The following is a 15223-nucleotide window of genomic DNA, read 5'->3' as shown; positions in this document are numbered from 1 at the left end:
GGTTGCTGTTCTCTTTATACCCCAAGGGGGTACTTGACATACCCTAGGGGGTATTGCACACTGTGTCTACCGCCCCGCGAAATTCGCCCGGAGACAGTCAGATGGAGGAAATCATGATTCTCGAGCAGTACTACCTCGAATGCCTTTCCCACGCTTCGTATCTGATCGGCGACGAGAGCACCGGACGCGCGATCGTCGTCGATCCTCGTCGCGACATTGCCGAGTACCTGGACGATGCGGCGAAGTACGGCCTCACGATCGAGGGCGTCGTCAACACCCACTTTCACGCAGACTTCGTCTCGGGTCACCTCGAATTGGTCGACGCGACCGGCGCGTGGATCGGCTTCGGTGAATCGGCCGAGACCGACTACCCCATTCGAAGACTGCGCAACGGGGAACGTCTGTCCCTCGGCGAGGTCGAACTCGAGATCTTGTCCACTCCGGGTCACACCTGGGAGTCGATCTCGGTCTTGGTTCGCGAGCATCCCGGGGCCACCCCGACCGCCGTGCTCACCGGAGACTCCCTGTTCATCGGCGATGTCGGGCGACCCGATCTCGTCAATCTCGGGGACGGGTCCACCACCGACCTTGCCAGAGCGATGTATCGGACGGTGCACAACACACTGCTGACGCTGCCCGACGAGGTCGTCGTCATGCCCGCCCACGGAGCCGGCTCGTCCTGTGGCAAGAACCTGTCCACCGAGTTGACCTCCACCATCGGCGAGCAGCGGGCGACCAATCCGTCGGTGCAGCCGATGACCGAGGATGCTTTCGTTGCGCTGGTCACCGACGGTCAACCGGCGGCGCCGTCGTACTTCTCCGCCGACGCCGCGATGAACAAGCAGGTGCACCCACTGCTGTCACCGAGCCGCACAATTCCTGCGCTGACGCCGGAGGAGGTGCGAGGCGAGCTTTCTGCCGGCACCCGAGTGCTCGACGCGCGGAGTGTGGACGACTTCGCTGCCGGCCATCTTCGGGGATCGGTCAACGTGGGTTTCGACGGTCGCTTCGCCGAGACCGGCGGCATGGTCGCGGAGATCGGCGGACGGATCGTTCTCATCGCGTACCCGGGGGACGAGCAGGAAGCCGCGCTGCGGTTGGCCAGAGTCGGCTCGGACAACGCGATCGGCTACCTGGTGGTGGACCGAGACGGAACCTTTCCCTCGGAGCTGACCGAACTGGTCGAGACCGCTCCGCGCACCACGGTGGAGCAACTCGACGCCATGCTCGCAGCGGACGAAGTGACACTGGTGGACATCCGCAATCCGGGTGAACGTGACCTCGGCACGATCCCGGGAGCGACACCGATACCCCTGGCGCAGCTGCGAACTCGACTCGAACACGTTCCGACGGGTAAGCCGATCGTGGTGCACTGTGCAGGCGGCTGGCGTTCGAGTGTGGCCGCCTCCTTGCTCCGTGCACAGGGATTCGAGGACGTCTCGGATCTGCTGGGTGGTTACAACGCCTGGGCCGACGCCCACGTTCCGGCCTGACATTTCACCGAATCGCAGAGGAGAGAATCATGTGTTATCCCGTCACCTGCAACACCTGCAACAAGACCGGCTGGGGTGGTTGCGGCAACCATGTCGACGACGTCATGGCCACGGTGTCCGTGGCCGACCGCTGCACCTGCGGTGATGGCTCGACGTCACCCGTCTCGGAGCGTCCGAGCATGCGGTCGTTGTTCGGTCGCTGAATCACCCTGGGCAGCAGGGACCTTGTGCCCTAGTTCATGCGGTGCGCTGCGGACAAGCTGGACCGATGATATCGACAACGCGGGTGGCCACCGAACGCACTCGACGCTGGCCGTGGCTCGGCGCAGTCTGCGGAGGTGCATCGATCAACGCGTTCGGTGCCGCGATCGGATTGGTCTCGGGTGCAATCGATCCGAGTCCTTACGTGCAGGGGACGTTGCCTGTCACGCTCACAGCGCTCTCACTGGTGTTGGTCGTCGGCATACCGATGGGGCTTGCTGCGGCGTCTGCCTTCGCAGGCGGCGGACGGTCGGGCCCGATGGCTCACATCGCCGGCGTGCTCCTCGTGGCCTGGATTGTGGTTCTAGCGGCCGTGACCGGTGAGACGAGTTGGCTGCTGGGATCGTTCGGTGTGCTGGGTCTCGTCATTGCTCTGCGCGGTTGGCGGATGACGGTTGCCGCGGGAAAGTCCGCGTATCTGTTGTCGGACGACGTATGAGGTTGCTGATCTGCACCTCGGGTCGGCATGGCGCGACCCACAGTCTGGGCCAGGAAATGGGTCGAGTCTTCGAGCACGAGGGCGTCGACGTCGACATCCAAGCCCCGGAATCCGTGACCCGCGTGGACGGTTACGACGCGGTGATCATCGGCAGCGCCGTCTACTCCGATCGCTGGGTTCCGGCCGCGAAGGCTCTGGTCGACAGGGTGTCCAGGTCCGACCATCCACCCGTCTGGCTGTTCTCCTGTGGACCGCTGCACTCGAGCGATCGGCCGGTCAACGTCATTTCCGACGCGGCACACGCGGTGTCGGTGTTGCATGCCATCGCTCACCGAACGTTTCCCGGAAGGCTTGATCCCGACAAACTTTCGGTGGGGGAGCGTCAGATCTTCGACAACTCCGGTGCAGTCGCCGGAGACTTCCGCGACTGGGTGCTCGTGTGCAACTGGGCCCGAGAGATACTCGCCTGTCTCACGGCTGGGACACCGGGCTCGTGACCTTCTGAGATCTGCCTGTACCGAGACGCTGAGCGGACGGGCAGACGTGCTCGTGTATCTCGGCTGCCAACTGCGCCACCGATTCGGTCAAGACCGTATTGGCCTCGATCATGTCCTGGAGTAGCGCGGTGTTCGAAAGGGTATGTACGGCAACCTCACTGCTCACCGAGTCCGCACGTTTTGCCGAGATCAGCAGAATCGCTCCCTGTAGTCCCGCGATCATCGACAGGAACAGGTTGAGCAGGATGAAGGGGTAAGGGTCGAATCCGTCGCTCTGGTTGTAGGCGGCCCACAGCGCCATGGTGCCCAGGAACAGGAACACGAACGGCCAGGAGCCCATTCCGTTTCGGACGTAATCCGCCGCTCGCTCACCGGTGGTCAGTGCGTCACCGGTTCGGACCCCGGGGTGTCTTCGCCACAGGTTCATTGCTCGCAGGTGTTCGATCGGGAGTGTGCAGCAGTATCCATGCTGCCGAGTGTGGCCGAGGTCGGCGACCAGTGCCAGGGACGAAAGCCCCTGCTCCTCGGGCCTTTCTGCTCCCGACCTGTCGGTTCGGGATACGTCCCGAACCTGCGGTGACTTCCGGCCCTACATGCCGAGTGTCGCAGCGCCGACCATCGACGGTGTGCATTGCTCGATGGTCGAGAACGGCATTGGTTTCGATAGTTGGAGGAAGTCCACGATGAAAGCTGCTGTTGTCACCGAGTTCGGCGGACCCCTGGTCGTCAAGGACATCCCGATTCCGGAACCGGCACCCGAGCAGGTGCTGGTGAAGATGGAGACATGCGGGGTCTGTCACACCGATATCCATGCTGTGCAGGGGGATTGGCCGGCCAAGCCGACCCTGCCGTTCGTTCCCGGGCACGAAGGCGTCGGAGTGATCGAAGCGGTCGGATCCCAGGTGTCGAAGGATCGAATCGGCGAGCGGGTCGCGATCGCGTGGCTCGGTTCGGCGTGCGGCGAATGCGATCATTGCGTATCAGGCTGGGAGACGCTGTGCGAGAAGCAGCAGAACAGTGGCTACTCGATCGACGGGGCATACGCCGAATACGCTGTGGCGCATGCGAAATATGTCGTCCGCGTTCCCGACGGCATCTCCTCGTTCGATGCCGCTCCGCTGACCTGCGCCGGCGTCACCACGTACAAGGCAGTCAAGGTCGGTGGCGTCACACCGGCACAGCGCGTGGCCATCTTCGGCGTCGGCGGACTCGGTCACATGGCAGTGCAGTACGCCAAGATCGCCGGAGGATTCGTCACCGCCGTGGACATCGAGGACGAGAAGCTCGAACTCGCTCGTGAACTCGGCGCAGACCACACCGTCAACTCGGCGACGACCGATCCGGTGGAGGCCATCCAAGATCTCGGCGGAGCCGATGTCGCCATCGTGCTGGCCGTCATCCCCAGCGTGTTCGATCAGGCATTCCGGTCCCTGCGACGCGGCGGACGGCTGGTGTGCGTGTCGATGCCCGCGCACGGTGTGTTCCCGGTTCCGATCTTCGAGACGGTGGTCGGCGGAATCTCCGTCCTCGGTTCGATCGTCGGTACCCGAAAGGACCTGCGTGAGGTGTTCGCATTGCACGAGGCCGGGCGGACCACGGTATCTGCCGTCTCGCGCAAACTCGACGAAGTGAACGAGTGCTTCGACGACCTCATGGGTGGCCGCGTCACCGCTCGTCAGGTGTTCGAGTTCTGAGCGCGCACGGCCCCGATCTCGGGTCGATGTTCCCGTAATGTCCGAAACGCCGTAGGGTTCGGAAGGGCAGACACGTGCTCGATCAGCATGTGTGCTCACTACGAATCGAGCAGCGATGCACGCGGAGAACCCCGCCCCGGAGCAACCCGTCACCGACGAGTTCGACGACGATTTCGCCGCCGCCCTGGCCGGGCTCGGCCGGTTGGCGATGAGCACGATGTCGCTACCGGAAACCCTCTCGCACGTCGCGGAATTCGCGGTGCGTGCCATACCGGGGGCCGATGGAGCCGGGTTGACGTTGCTGCATCCCAACCTTCCCGCCACGATCGTGGCCAGCGAGGATTTCGTCCGTGTGGTCGACGACATCCAGTACGGACTGGGCCAGGGTCCGTGCATCACCGCAGCGAAGGAGGGCATCACCGTCCGGTCGGGTTCGCTCGACGCCGATCCGCAGTGGCCCGAGTTCGGACCTCAGGTGGGCCGGCTGGGTGTGCACAGCGTGTTGTCGCTGCCGTTGATCACCAAGTCGGTGGTACTCGGTGCGATGAATGTCTACGCGCACAAGCCGAATGCCTTCGACGATCGAGCGGCCGAACTGGGCGAGTTGTTCGCAGTGCCCGCGGCGATCTCGGCTCAGAATGCCCGTGCGCTGGACAGTGCAGTGCAGCTGACCGAGCAACTCGAAAAGGCATTGGGCAGTAGGGCCGTGATCGATCAGGCCATCGGCATACTGATCAGTAGAACCGGATGCAGTGATGCCGAGGGATACGACAAGCTTCGCGACATCAGTCAGACCGAGCACAAGAAGATCGCTGTGGTGGCCCAATCCATGGTCGCCGAGGCGATGAAGGTGGCACGCGCGCGTCGCCGACGCACATAGACCGGACAAAAGCGCGTAGCGTCGACTATGCGGGTGCACTCGAGGCATGGACTCCGACTTTGGCCTCGCGCCTGCACCGGACGATGGAGATCCATCGTGGCAGGATTCACGGAAGAATCGAACAGGCGGTCGGGCCGCACGGGATTCTCGATGAAATTGCAGCCTCGTCTGCTCGCCGATCTGGCGCGATTGACCACAGCACTCGACAGCTCCACCGTCGACCTCGCACAACTGGTGGACCGACTGTCCGCGGATATCGACGCGGCCGTATCGGCCGTGGTCTCGATAACCCTCACCGTGATCGTCGACGGTGAGTACTTCGAGGTGTCGGCATCGACCGGGAACAGTGCCGACCACGAGCCGGCATCATCGCTCAGGCTCACCCTCACCGACCCGCTGAGCATCGGGACCGAGAAGTATCTGCTCATTCTGTCCGGCACCGCAGGCGCTCTCGTGGACTTCGCCGCCGATGTGAGTTTCACACTCGGACTCGGCGGCGACTCCGCAGTTCTCGATCGACACCTGCGCGGTGCGGGCGAAGAGGGGTCCGCTCACGCGCTCGCTTCGGTGAGTGAAGTGAATCAGGCGATCGGAGTGCTCATCGCCGGCGGACGCAGCGCGGCGGAAGGCCGTGCCGAACTGCACCGATTGGCAGCGCAATCCGGAACGCCCACAGCCGAAGTGGCTCGAAGAACCCTGCGTGACGCACGCGGATGGTTTCCGCCGCAGGGTTCCTGACCCACAGTGTCCCCGCCGGGATTCAGCGGAAACGATGCTCGATGACGCTGCGAGGCAACTGCAATGGGCTCGGGTAGGCCACGAGAACCCTGTTGCCGTCCGGATCGCACCCGTCGACGTAACTGACTCCGTCGGCTGTGTGGGCGTACGTGGACGGGTAGTGCTTGCGCAGCCGGAGCGGACACCAAGCGCACCCTCATCGAGGTATTCAGACCACGACCACGGGAGTGACCAAACGATGACAGAAGCATTCGCGGCAGCAGCGCACAGCGCACTCGAACCCAGACGCCAGGCAGACGCGGCCAACCAACGGCGGAAAAAACAACGCCAGGCAATAGCCAAGGAACACGGCCAGCAATTTTCTGCCGGGACACACAACAGCATTCACAAGGACGGCAACGCTTTAAGAACTGGCTAGGGCAAGCACTCACAGCGGGGACCATCGTGGGACGCGGGGCAAGAGACGGCAACACGTCCACGTTCAAGGTCGGGGCAGTCCCGTTCGTACTCGATACTGCCAGCATCGAAACAGCGGCACTCACCGAGCTCAACGCATTCAGCGACTCAATGACTGGGCAGAACAGCTAGGACGGTGGGTTCACGTATGCCAGTACTGCAACGACTGCGCAAGCAACTGATGCCACCGCACCGCATGCGGCTATTACGTTGGCGGTGTTCAACCCGCTTTCAGGTCGGTGCAATCGAACGATGGAATTGTCTGCCCGTGCAGTTTCACTGAACCTGCAACCTAGCCAGACGGTCACGCCCGCGCATGACATTGCCAGGTTGAGCGCCGTATTGCCGACAGAGGACTCACCGTAAAAGTGGACGGCTGCGATCCAGAACAGCGGGAACAAGGCCAGGAAACGTGCCCCGCCCCTCATACCATGAATCTGCAACGCGGAGTAGCGCGCCCTTTGGGGGAGCGTGTGCCAGTACTGCTCCACTTCGGTGAGACGGTCAACGGCCTGACCTTTGTCAGCTTCCAAGGTGTTCTTGAAAGAGCCAAGGGAAACAATCAACTTTGAGCCGTCTTCGTACTCAATCCGCGCGTACGCCGAACTGATATTGCCAGCGTCGTCAATCGGGTCGAGGTCAGCCAAGTCCCAGATAGTCGCCTTGCGCTGGTCGTTCCATTGCGTTGACAGATGGAAACGCTTACAGTCCCGCGCGGCTGTCTCGAACACACGCTTGAACTCACTGGGCAGAACACGCCCCATCGGGAGCTGCTTAACAGTCTCCCGTAGATCCTTCTGCACCCGTTCAACTCCCCTGCGTCATGGAGTCAACAGAGTACCAACGCAGACCGACAGAACAGGCACACGCGACACGGCTAGAGCAGACCATGCCCCACCACAGGGGAAGCCCTACTGGGCAGTTTCAGGTCGAACCACTTCACGATCTACCCGCTGTCGGGCATACGGTCGCTTTAGCGATGCGCTGATAATCTGACCCGCAACTCAAGCAGGGGAGACACGTTGCAGAAGGACCAAGCGCGAACCAAAGTCGAGTTGTCAATGGGAAGACTGCTACCGACAGAGTTCGCGTCCGTTTGCCGCGCGTTGGTGAGGGACGCAACTTGGATCCTCATGATCGTAATGTGGGCAGACGGCACCAGCACGACTATTGCGGAGTCCGACAAGATTGAACCCGTACCAGACCCAACGGGGATCGAAACCGTCAGCATTAGGAGTCGATTCGATGACGGTTCGCAAGGCACCCTGGAGCTGGGTCTAGGAGAGCCAAGGATTGTTGCTGACCGAGGCCAGGCCCTCGATAGGCTCACGGAGACCCAACGTCTGTGGGAGTCGCTCCCAGGTCGATCCAACCTTAGCTACAAGCGGTACGCCACATTCAGGAAGGTTGCTGACGCGCTGTGGCTGGCTCCCCTTCTTGCCGCTATCCCGGCGCTAGGCATCTGGGGAACGAGCAACACGTTGATATTCCTCTACCCCGCGTTTTTCGTATTCGGCGTGGCAGGTCGAATAGCGTTGGCTGCTACCGAGTCGCACAAGCATCGAGATCGACAGCTAGTGCATGCTCGTCCTCAGTCCAACATCAACTGGACCCTGATCTTCACAGCAGTCGGAGCGTTGGCTGGCCTTGCGGGTTTCATCCTGGTGCTGGTGCGTTACTGACCGACGAGGGCAACTTAAATCACCAGGAAATTCGAGGGGCGGACCACTTACGCAGTCGAGGTCCGATCTGTCCGGCACCGCAGGCGCTCTCGTGGACTTCGCCGCCGATGTGAGTTTCACACTCGGACTCGGCGGCGACTCCGCAGTTCTCGATCGACACCTGCGCGGTGCGGGCGAAGAGGGGTCCGCTCACGCGCTCGCTTCGGTGAGTGAAGTGAATCAGGCGATCGGAGTGCTCATCGCCGGCGGACGCAGCGCGGCGGAAGGCCGTGCCGAACTGCACCGATTGGCAGCGCAATCCGGAACGCCCACAGCCGAAGTGGCTCGAAGAACCCTGCGTGACGCACGCGGATGGTTTCCGCCGCAGGGTTCCTGACCCACAGTGTCCCCGCCGGGATTCAGCGGAAACGATGCTCGATGACGCTGCGAGGCAACTGCAATGGGCTCGGGTAGGCCACGAGAACCCTGTTGCCGTCCGGATCGCACCCGTCGACGTAACTGACTCCGTCGGCTGTGTGGGCGTACGTGGACGGGTAGTGCTTGCGGAGCCGAGCCCCGATCTCGTTGAGCGACTCCGCGCGCTGGGCCGACCACATGATTTCGCTGACCCCCAGAGCTGTCACCGGTCGTGGCAAAGACAGTGGGTCGGCGTGCAAATAGATCTGAAAGCCGTTCCGCGCCAGCAACAGTGCAGCGTCCGATTCTCGCAGAGAGACGGTGAACTCGAACACCGAGCAGTAGAAGTCGATGGACCGCTCGAGTTCCCGAACCCTGATCAGCGCCGATGCCACGGCCACCGTCGCAATGTGCGACGGTGTGGGCACGGCGGCCCCGCTAGTGATGATCCCTCGCATGAACGACGAGCACCGGGCAGTGGGCATGTTCGGCGCACTGCGAGCTGACAGATCCGAGGAGCAGTCCGACGAATCCGCCGTGCCCTCGGCTGCCGACGACGAGCATCTCCGCGTCGTGGCTGGCTTCGAGCAGGACCTTTGCCGCAGAACCCTGTCTCACAACCTGTTTCAGGCCTGCGGGGAGGTCGGTGCCGAACGCAGCAGCCGTAGCCTCGGCGAGAATCGTCTCGGCGTTCTTCGCGGGCTCGACCTCGACGACATAGCCGGTGTCCATGTACGGCTGGTACTGCCAGACAGTGACTGCCTCCAACGTGGTCGACAAGGCGGCGGCCAATTGCTGCGCACGTTGCAGGGCAAGGATCGACGAAGGTGATCCGTCGACTCCCACCACGATGGGGCGGCCGGTCGGCTCGGTGTCGGTCATGAGGATGGGCCTTTCTCGGGTGATGAATTTCTGTCGACGGCGGAGGTGGAGGGTGAGAGCCGTTTTGTGAGGACACCGATGATGTCTCCGGCCCACTCGTCGACCTCGGCGCGTGATCGGTCGTCTCCGTCGCCGGCGTTGATCATCCGGACCACCGCGCGCTCGAACAACGACAACGTCGATCGATCGAGCTTGCCGCCGAACACCTTGTGTTCGATCGCCCAGGACGCCTCGCTCCACTTCGACTTCGCAGTGGGCGGTGTCCCGCTACCTATGGGCCCGCTGGAGAACAGCCACACCGGCCTGGTCTCGAGTTCGGACTGTTCACGGTCGACCAGTGACCGGGCATCGCCGAGCCAGCGGCCCATGTAGACGCCGCTTCCGATGACGACTGCGTCGTACTCGGCGATGCTGTCGACATCGGCTGCGTCGCGGACGTCGACCGTGGCCGCCATGGCGGTGTCCGACAGTCTCGCGGTCAGCGCCGAGCCCAACCACTGCCCGAGCTCGCGGGTGGAACCATGACGGCTTGCCGTCGTGATCAGGATTCGCATGATGCCTTCTGCTTTCATTCTCGAGGTACGGCGTTCGGTCAGCAATGGAGTTGTGCTGTCAGAAGATCCACGGACTTGCGGTACTGCGCGAAGTCGATATCGCCACGTGCGTACCGGGCGGCGAACAACTCTTCCAACGTGTCGGGACCGGCAACGGCGCGCGCTCTTGCCCAGGCGGGAGTACGAACCCCGGACCGCAGCACTGCAAGCAAACACAGTGCCGTGACAGCGAAAGCGAATGTGAGGGAGAGTGTCATGCCGGTCGGTCCTGTCGGTGGTTGCTCGTGAGGATCACTGACGACGACTCTGCCGCGCGGGAGCGCCTGGAAACAGGGACTTAGGACCCTCACCGGTCGCCGAAGGTGTTCGCGGTGAGCAGCCGAATGGATCTGCACCACCCGGTATTCCGTCGTCCGTCGCCGGTCCCTGGCGATTGGGTACTTCGTACCCTTCCGGGCCGGGTCGACGCCTCGCTAGCGTGCGAGTGGACTACAGAACACCCCACAGAGAAGGGCCCGTCATGACAAGAGCAACATCGAGCGCCACAGATCAGGCCCGCTACTCCTTGCCCTCCGACAGCGATCGACGACTGACACTGACCCCACCGGACCCGACGGTCAGATCCGCCGGCGAGGTCGACGGTGCCTGGCTCTCGATCAGTGACGACCTCGACTTCGAGGCACCCGATCTCGTTGCAGCCCTCACTCGGCGACTCGGTCCGATCGATCGAGTGCTCTATCGCCTCGACGAGTGGCAGAAGGCACCGCGGCGCGTCACCGTAGGCGCACGGAGAATTCACCTGGACGGCTACCGGTTTCAGCCACACCACACACTCGGTGTTCGCACTCGCGACGGTGACAGTGTGACGCTGCTCGTCGTCCCGCCGTTGATGAGTGGGCCTGCGGCGCAGGTACTGCTGCACAGTGCCGGTGAGCGCGGAAACACCGAGACGGTGCAACAGTTGCTCGGATTGACGTTGACCGACGCCTCCGGCGGCAACAGCGAAGACAAATGACAGTTCTGGTCCCGACCGAGGACGGCCGCAGCCTCGAAGTACTCGATACAGGGCCGGCCGATGCGCTTCCACTTGTCTATCACCATGGCACACCGCAGGGTGCAGTACCGTTCCCAACCCTCGAACGGGCCGCTGCTGCGCAGGGATTGCGGGTCGTTTCCTACTCGAGGCCGGGGTACGGAGCATCGACGCCGCGTCCGGACGGTGCGACCACCGCCACGGTGGCGGATGACGCCGTCGACACGGCGGCGGTGCTCGACCACCTCGGCATCGGCGAATTTCTCACGATCGGCTGGTCGGGTGGCGGGCCGCGTGCATTGGCCTGTGCGGCAGTGCTGCCCGGGCGGTGCCTCGCTGCCGCCTGCTGCGTCGGGATCGCTCCCGCCGCCGACTACGACGGCGACATTCGCGACGGAATGGCCGAGGAGAACATCGACGAGTACACGGCCGTGTTCGCCGGCATCGAGGCCCTGGAGTCGTTTCTCGATATCCGAAAAGGGTTCTTCGGCGTCACCCCGGACCAGGTGGCGGAAGGATTGGGAGCGTTGGCTCCACCGGTCGACCGCGCCGCGCTGACCGAGGAACTCACCGAGTACCTCGCCGCGTCGGTCAATGCGGCCGGCCGTCAAGGCATCGTGGGCTGGCGTGACGACGACCTGACCCACACGCGTCCATGGGGATTCGACCTGAATGCCATATCGACGCCGGTGTCGATATGGCAGGGCAGTCTGGACACGATGGTTCCGTTCGCCCACGCTCGTTGGTTGGCGGCCAACGTCGCAGGAGCGCATGCCCACCTGATCGAAGGCGAGGGACACATCTCCCTGATGAGCCGGGTCAACGACATTCTGGACGATCTCCGCCGACTGGGCGGGGTGTTCTCGAAAGGTTAGGCGTGTTGCGCCGTCACAGCATTCGCGGCGATGGTGCGCAGCATCTTTCTGCTCATGACGAATCCTATGGGCTCGACGAAGTAGCGGCCGAAGACCAGGCGACTCTTCAATGTTGCAGCGTGCGAATACCGTCCGCGCTCGATCAGTCGAGTTCTTCCACCAGGCAGGGAGCGCAGATGAAACGACCAGAGCGCTCGATCGGCCGAGTCGGGGTCGGCACCCAGCAGCACGAAGGCGGTGCCGTCGTCGACCAGCGTCACTGTCAGAGGTGGTGATTGGGGATGCAGAATCACGGTGTCGCCGACCTCGAGAGTCTGGAATCGAGGGTCGATCCCCGTTACCGACGTGATGTTGCAGCCGACCAGGTTCTCGAGTCCGCGATAGCTGTAGAAGCCTGCACGTTGCTGACCGAGCTGAATCAACCATGGCCACACGAGATCAGGCGTCGTGTCGACATCGATTGCATGGGTGTATGTCCACGCCGGGTGTGGCACGCTCTCGTCACCGGGCAATGTTTCGTTCACCTCCGCCGGCGTCGCACCCCACGTCATGCGCCACTTGCGCAGAGGAATCGAGGCCAGGACGTGGAACGCGATGAGGCCTGCTCCACCAGCAGATTCGGCGAGTTCGTTCATTCCGAGTCTTCTCCTTGCTCGCTCAGGCTGGTGTCTCCCCAGGTTGCACGCGCACCCGAATCGCCGATTCGGTACACCTGCACCATCGTTCCCACTCCGACCACCAGAGCCAGCACAGCAACCGCAACGACTACGGGTTTGCTCGTGACCGGATGGGTGCGTTCGCGAAGGTGAACCACGACTAGGGCGATCGCGACGACGGCGAGTGCAGCGGCGAAGTAGACCATGGTGTCGCCGAGCTCGGTGTGCGTTTCCAGGGCACCGGTCTCGTCGACACGTTCCTCGAGCCATTCACCGGCATCGGTGGTGATCGGGGTGGCGATCAGGGTGATGGCCGCGAACGCGAGAATCAACCACACCAATCGACGACGGACGGCTGGAAAGAACGCGGCCGCAATGGCCAGCAGAGCGGTCAACGGGGCGAGTACGACGATGAGATGGACGAGCAGGATGTGTGCGGGTAGGCCGGCGAACGTTGTCATGAGAACCTTTGCATGAGTGCGGAACTCGGGTGATGGTTCGTGAAGCGACGGTCGTCGTCAGGCATCGCGTCGGCGCAGGAGATACGCCGCGAGGGCGAGCAGCAAGACCGTCCACAGCGCTGCGACTCCGAAACCCTGCCAGGGAGTGAGCAAGTCGGAGGGAGCTTGCCGGGGTGAGGCGATCAGACTGCCGGCCTGCGAGGGCAGGTACGCCTGGATGTGCCGTCCGACGGTGCCGGGGATCAGTTGGGTGAGCGGTGCCAGTACGAGAACGAATCCGATCATGCCCGTGATGGCTCCCGCGGTGTGTCGGACGATGGCACCGACGGCGACCGCCATGGCGCCGAGCAGCGAAAGGTACAGGCCGGCACCGATCACCGCTCGCAGCACGCCGGGATCGCTCAGCGACACAGATGCTTTCGAGTCCATGATTGCCGAACCGAGGAAGAACGTGGGGAATGCCGTGATCTCGCCGATGACGAACACGACGGCCATGAACACACCGGTTTTGGCCACCAGCATCGGCACCCGTGCCGGGACCGCCAGCAGACTGGCCCTGATCGTGCCGCTCGAGTACTCGCTCGTGACCACCAGGACACCGAGGACGCAGACCGCCAACTGGCCGAGCTGGAACCCTGCCCCCAGGATCTGGCGTGCCGGGTCTGTGACGATCTGAAGCTGGGAAACCGGATCGACGTTGTCCCAGTAGGCGACGGTGAACCAGGTGAAGAATCCGGTGAAGCCGATGGTGACGATCACCAGTGCGGCCAGGGACCAGATCGTCGAGCGCAGTGAGATCAGCTTCGTCCACTCCGATGTCACCAGTCCGAGGACATCGTCGCGATGATGTTCTCGCTCGGGGGGCTTGGTTGCGGTGCGCTGTGCGGTGATACTCATGATGTCGCCTGTCCGCGAGAGTGAGTGACGAGGGGGCGGTCGTGTTCGACGTCGTCGAGGTGGGTGAGTGTCATGAACGCTTCTTCCAGCGATGCCTCCTGCGGGGTCAGCTGGTAGATCGCGATGTTCTGCTGTTGGGCGAGCTCCCCGACCCGGTGTGCCGAGAGATCGTGGACGGTGAGTCCGTCGTGGCCGAGTACGTCGGTGGTACCTCCGGCCGCTGCGATCGATGCGGCGAGACTCGTCGAATCGGAGGACGAGACCAGCACCGACGCTCGACTGCTGCGAGCTATCAGCTCTGCGGGAGTGCATTCGGCGATCAGCTTGCCGTGATCGATGACCACGAGATGGTCTGCGGTCTGCGCCATCTCGCCCATCAGATGGCTGGAGACGAAGACGGTTCGTCCCTCTCCCGCCAGGTTCTTCATGAGGTTGCGCATCCAGTAGATGCCGTCCGGGTCCAACCCGTTGATCGGTTCGTCCAGAATGAGCACCGCCGGGTCGCCCAGCAGGGCTGCAGCAATCCCGAGTCGCTTCCGCATGCCGAGCGAGAACGATCCGGTACGTTCGCCGCTGACGTCGCGAAGCCCGACCAGCTCCAGAACATAGATGATACGAGAGGTTGGAATGCGTTGCGTACGAGCCAGATGCAGCAGATGGTTGTAGGCCGATCGCCCTGGGTGGACGGCCTCGGAGTCCAGTAGGGTTCCCACGGTGAGCAGCGGCTTGTTCAACTGGGCATACTCGACGCCGCCGATCAGTGCAGTGCCGGCGTCGGGACGATCCAAGCCGACGATCAACCGCATCGTGGTGGACTTACCGGACCCGTTCGGTCCGAGGAATCCTGTGACAGTGCCGGGTTCGACAACGAACGACAGATCGTCGATGACGAGCTTGTCGCCATAGCTCTTGCTCAGCGCGCGTACGTCGATCGGATAAGGCATGGTGTTCGTTCCCCTGTGGCGGCGAGTCGTTCGGAGTGAGCAGAGGTGCGCTCAGGCGGCGGGACGGTGTTCGTCGACGCGGTGGACCTCGATGGTGCAGTCGTCCAGCACTGCGGCGATCGCAGCGACCGCGACGAGGACGGGTGCGACGATCGCGACCGCTACTCCGGCAGTCACCGGTATCTCGATGATGGTGTGCCCCTGATCGTTCTTCACCACGATTCGCCGAATGTTGCCGTCGTGCAGCAACTTCTTGACCGTTTCGGTCAACTTCTCACCGCGAACCCGGAGAGAGTCGGTGGTCGGGGTGGATGGGGTGCTGTCGGATTCGCTCATGGCTACAGCCTGCAGTCCCGGGCTTCGCTCGCGTAGGGCATTTGTACCC

The 15223-nt window shown here is 63.1% G+C and carries 21 protein-coding genes and 1 pseudogene; 10 read left to right on the top strand and 12 right to left on the bottom strand.

Annotated features, from left to right (window positions below; genetic code table 11):
• Window positions 1–113 precede the first annotated feature (113 nt).
• The 4 genes from CH256_RS18850 (at window position 114) to CH256_RS18840 (ending at window position 2690) form a co-directional block, all read left to right on the top strand.
• On the top strand, window positions 114–1493 hold the full coding sequence (locus tag CH256_RS18850) for an MBL fold metallo-hydrolase (RefSeq protein WP_094670351.1): 1380 nt from the start codon (window positions 114–116) through the stop codon (window positions 1491–1493).
• 29 nt (window positions 1494–1522) lie between these two features.
• On the top strand, window positions 1523–1696 hold the full coding sequence (locus CH256_RS28165) for a hypothetical protein (protein WP_179272146.1): 174 nt from the start codon (window positions 1523–1525) through the stop codon (window positions 1694–1696).
• Between the two features lie 65 nt (window positions 1697–1761).
• A complete protein-coding gene (locus tag CH256_RS18845; protein WP_143536621.1) occupies window positions 1762–2193 on the top strand; it encodes a hypothetical protein in 432 nt (143 codons plus the stop codon).
• Window positions 2190–2690 carry a flavodoxin domain-containing protein gene (locus CH256_RS18840; RefSeq protein ID WP_094670289.1) on the top strand — a complete coding sequence of 167 codons (501 nt, stop codon included), beginning with the start codon at window positions 2190–2192 and terminating at the stop codon, window positions 2688–2690. Before CH256_RS18845 ends, CH256_RS18840 begins: the two co-directional genes overlap by 4 nt.
• Here CH256_RS18840 and CH256_RS18835 read toward each other — a convergent pair.
• Window positions 2665–3117, bottom strand: a complete 453-nt coding sequence (locus CH256_RS18835; protein WP_094670288.1) for a DUF1003 domain-containing protein — start codon at window positions 3115–3117, stop codon at window positions 2665–2667. The two genes, CH256_RS18840 and CH256_RS18835, sit on opposite strands and share 26 nt — an antisense overlap.
• Window positions 3118–3373: 256 nt before the next feature.
• Between CH256_RS18835 and adhP the strand changes: the two genes are divergently transcribed.
• The 3 genes from adhP (at window position 3374) to CH256_RS18820 (ending at window position 6002) form a co-directional block, all read left to right on the top strand.
• A complete protein-coding gene (gene adhP / locus CH256_RS18830) occupies window positions 3374–4384 on the top strand; it encodes an alcohol dehydrogenase AdhP (protein WP_094670350.1) in 1011 nt (336 codons plus the stop codon).
• Between the two features lie 115 nt (window positions 4385–4499).
• On the top strand, window positions 4500–5264 hold the full coding sequence (locus CH256_RS18825; RefSeq protein ID WP_094670287.1) for a GAF and ANTAR domain-containing protein: 765 nt from the start codon (window positions 4500–4502) through the stop codon (window positions 5262–5264).
• 150 nt (window positions 5265–5414) lie between these two features.
• The gene (locus CH256_RS18820; RefSeq protein ID WP_094670286.1) at window positions 5415–6002 is read left to right on the top strand and encodes a hypothetical protein; all 588 of its coding nucleotides are present in this window, start codon (window positions 5415–5417) and stop codon (window positions 6000–6002) included.
• Window positions 6003–6024: 22 nt separating this feature from the next.
• Here the strand turns inward: CH256_RS18820 and CH256_RS28665 are convergent.
• Window positions 6025–6153: pseudogene (locus CH256_RS28665) on the bottom strand (VOC family protein); the annotation flags it as partial.
• Between the two features lie 433 nt (window positions 6154–6586).
• A complete protein-coding gene (locus tag CH256_RS18810; protein ID WP_143536620.1) occupies window positions 6587–7222 on the bottom strand; it encodes a hypothetical protein in 636 nt (211 codons plus the stop codon).
• Between the two features lie 1009 nt (window positions 7223–8231).
• Here CH256_RS18810 and CH256_RS18800 point away from each other — a divergent pair.
• On the top strand, window positions 8232–8516 hold the full coding sequence (locus tag CH256_RS18800) for an ANTAR domain-containing protein (protein ID WP_094670283.1): 285 nt from the start codon (window positions 8232–8234) through the stop codon (window positions 8514–8516).
• A gap of 22 nt (window positions 8517–8538) precedes the next feature.
• Here the strand turns inward: CH256_RS18800 and CH256_RS18795 are convergent, their stop codons facing one another.
• The 4 genes from CH256_RS18795 to CH256_RS18780 are packed head-to-tail and all read right to left on the bottom strand — an operon-like array spanning window position 8539 to window position 10229.
• The gene (locus CH256_RS18795; protein WP_256989479.1) at window positions 8539–8964 is read right to left on the bottom strand and encodes a VOC family protein; all 426 of its coding nucleotides are present in this window, start codon (window positions 8962–8964) and stop codon (window positions 8539–8541) included.
• A 10-nt stretch (window positions 8965–8974) separates the two neighbouring features.
• Complete coding sequence (locus CH256_RS18790; RefSeq protein WP_094670282.1) at window positions 8975–9418, bottom strand: universal stress protein; 444 nt, start codon at window positions 9416–9418, stop codon at window positions 8975–8977.
• Window positions 9415–9972, bottom strand: coding sequence for a flavodoxin domain-containing protein (locus tag CH256_RS18785; protein WP_094670348.1), 558 nt, complete (start codon window positions 9970–9972; stop codon window positions 9415–9417). The genes CH256_RS18790 and CH256_RS18785 overlap by 4 nt, the downstream gene beginning before the upstream one ends.
• Window positions 9973–10010: 38 nt before the next feature.
• A complete protein-coding gene (locus tag CH256_RS18780; RefSeq protein WP_094670281.1) occupies window positions 10011–10229 on the bottom strand; it encodes a hypothetical protein in 219 nt (72 codons plus the stop codon).
• A gap of 263 nt (window positions 10230–10492) precedes the next feature.
• Between CH256_RS18780 and CH256_RS18775 the strand changes: the two genes are divergently transcribed.
• Together CH256_RS18775 and CH256_RS18770 are read left to right on the top strand one after the other, a co-directional pair.
• On the top strand, window positions 10493–10987 hold the full coding sequence (locus tag CH256_RS18775) for a DUF5994 family protein (RefSeq protein ID WP_143536619.1): 495 nt from the start codon (window positions 10493–10495) through the stop codon (window positions 10985–10987).
• Window positions 10984–11880 carry an alpha/beta fold hydrolase gene (locus CH256_RS18770; protein ID WP_094670279.1) on the top strand — a complete coding sequence of 299 codons (897 nt, stop codon included), beginning with the start codon at window positions 10984–10986 and terminating at the stop codon, window positions 11878–11880. Before CH256_RS18775 ends, CH256_RS18770 begins: the two co-directional genes overlap by 4 nt.
• Here the strand turns inward: CH256_RS18770 and CH256_RS18765 are convergent.
• The 5 genes from CH256_RS18765 to CH256_RS18745 are packed head-to-tail and all read right to left on the bottom strand — an operon-like array spanning window position 11877 to window position 15174.
• On the bottom strand, window positions 11877–12515 hold the full coding sequence (locus CH256_RS18765; protein WP_094670278.1) for an SRPBCC family protein: 639 nt from the start codon (window positions 12513–12515) through the stop codon (window positions 11877–11879). The genes CH256_RS18770 and CH256_RS18765 overlap by 4 nt on opposite strands.
• On the bottom strand, window positions 12512–12997 hold the full coding sequence (locus CH256_RS18760) for a DUF2231 domain-containing protein (protein WP_094670277.1): 486 nt from the start codon (window positions 12995–12997) through the stop codon (window positions 12512–12514). Before CH256_RS18760 ends, CH256_RS18765 begins: the two co-directional genes overlap by 4 nt.
• Window positions 12998–13054: 57 nt before the next feature.
• Window positions 13055–13894: an ABC transporter permease subunit gene (locus CH256_RS18755; RefSeq protein WP_094670276.1), complete on the bottom strand. Its 840-nt coding sequence runs from the start codon at window positions 13892–13894 to the stop codon at window positions 13055–13057.
• A complete protein-coding gene (locus CH256_RS18750) occupies window positions 13891–14838 on the bottom strand; it encodes an ABC transporter ATP-binding protein (RefSeq protein WP_094670275.1) in 948 nt (315 codons plus the stop codon). Before CH256_RS18750 ends, CH256_RS18755 begins: the two co-directional genes overlap by 4 nt.
• Window positions 14839–14889: 51 nt before the next feature.
• On the bottom strand, window positions 14890–15174 hold the full coding sequence (locus CH256_RS18745; protein ID WP_094670274.1) for a DUF4342 domain-containing protein: 285 nt from the start codon (window positions 15172–15174) through the stop codon (window positions 14890–14892).
• Window positions 15175–15223 lie beyond the last annotated feature (49 nt).

The sequence above is a fragment of the Rhodococcus sp. 05-2254-6 genome (assembly GCF_002258565.1).
Lineage (GTDB): Bacteria > Actinomycetota > Actinomycetes > Mycobacteriales > Mycobacteriaceae > Rhodococcoides.
Note: the sequence above shows the minus strand (reverse complement) of the source record. Positions and strands in the feature narration are given on the sequence as shown.

Coding starts and splice junctions, on each gene's coding strand:
- CH256_RS18785 (WP_094670348.1), bottom strand. CDS start 9,972: ATGCGAATCCTGATCACGACGGCAAGCCGTCATGGTTCCACCCGCGAG.
- CH256_RS18825 (WP_094670287.1), top strand. CDS start 4,500: ATGCACGCGGAGAACCCCGCCCCGGAGCAACCCGTCACCGACGAGTTC.
- CH256_RS28165 (WP_179272146.1), top strand. CDS start 1,523: ATGTGTTATCCCGTCACCTGCAACACCTGCAACAAGACCGGCTGGGGT.
- CH256_RS18750 (WP_094670275.1), bottom strand. CDS start 14,838: ATGCCTTATCCGATCGACGTACGCGCGCTGAGCAAGAGCTATGGCGAC.
- CH256_RS18835 (WP_094670288.1), bottom strand. CDS start 3,117: ATGAACCTGTGGCGAAGACACCCCGGGGTCCGAACCGGTGACGCACTG.
- CH256_RS18790 (WP_094670282.1), bottom strand. CDS start 9,418: ATGACCGACACCGAGCCGACCGGCCGCCCCATCGTGGTGGGAGTCGAC.
- CH256_RS18775 (WP_143536619.1), top strand. CDS start 10,493: ATGACAAGAGCAACATCGAGCGCCACAGATCAGGCCCGCTACTCCTTG.
- CH256_RS18770 (WP_094670279.1), top strand. CDS start 10,984: ATGACAGTTCTGGTCCCGACCGAGGACGGCCGCAGCCTCGAAGTACTC.
- CH256_RS18780 (WP_094670281.1), bottom strand. CDS start 10,229: ATGACACTCTCCCTCACATTCGCTTTCGCTGTCACGGCACTGTGTTTG.
- CH256_RS18755 (WP_094670276.1), bottom strand. CDS start 13,894: ATGAGTATCACCGCACAGCGCACCGCAACCAAGCCCCCCGAGCGAGAA.
- CH256_RS18845 (WP_143536621.1), top strand. CDS start 1,762: ATGATATCGACAACGCGGGTGGCCACCGAACGCACTCGACGCTGGCCG.
- CH256_RS18850 (WP_094670351.1), top strand. CDS start 114: ATGATTCTCGAGCAGTACTACCTCGAATGCCTTTCCCACGCTTCGTAT.
- CH256_RS18840 (WP_094670289.1), top strand. CDS start 2,190: ATGAGGTTGCTGATCTGCACCTCGGGTCGGCATGGCGCGACCCACAGT.
- CH256_RS18820 (WP_094670286.1), top strand. CDS start 5,415: ATGAAATTGCAGCCTCGTCTGCTCGCCGATCTGGCGCGATTGACCACA.
- CH256_RS18765 (WP_094670278.1), bottom strand. CDS start 12,515: ATGAACGAACTCGCCGAATCTGCTGGTGGAGCAGGCCTCATCGCGTTC.
- adhP (WP_094670350.1), top strand. CDS start 3,374: ATGAAAGCTGCTGTTGTCACCGAGTTCGGCGGACCCCTGGTCGTCAAG.
- CH256_RS18810 (WP_143536620.1), bottom strand. CDS start 7,222: ATGGGGCGTGTTCTGCCCAGTGAGTTCAAGCGTGTGTTCGAGACAGCC.
- CH256_RS18745 (WP_094670274.1), bottom strand. CDS start 15,174: ATGAGCGAATCCGACAGCACCCCATCCACCCCGACCACCGACTCTCTC.
- CH256_RS18760 (WP_094670277.1), bottom strand. CDS start 12,997: ATGACAACGTTCGCCGGCCTACCCGCACACATCCTGCTCGTCCATCTC.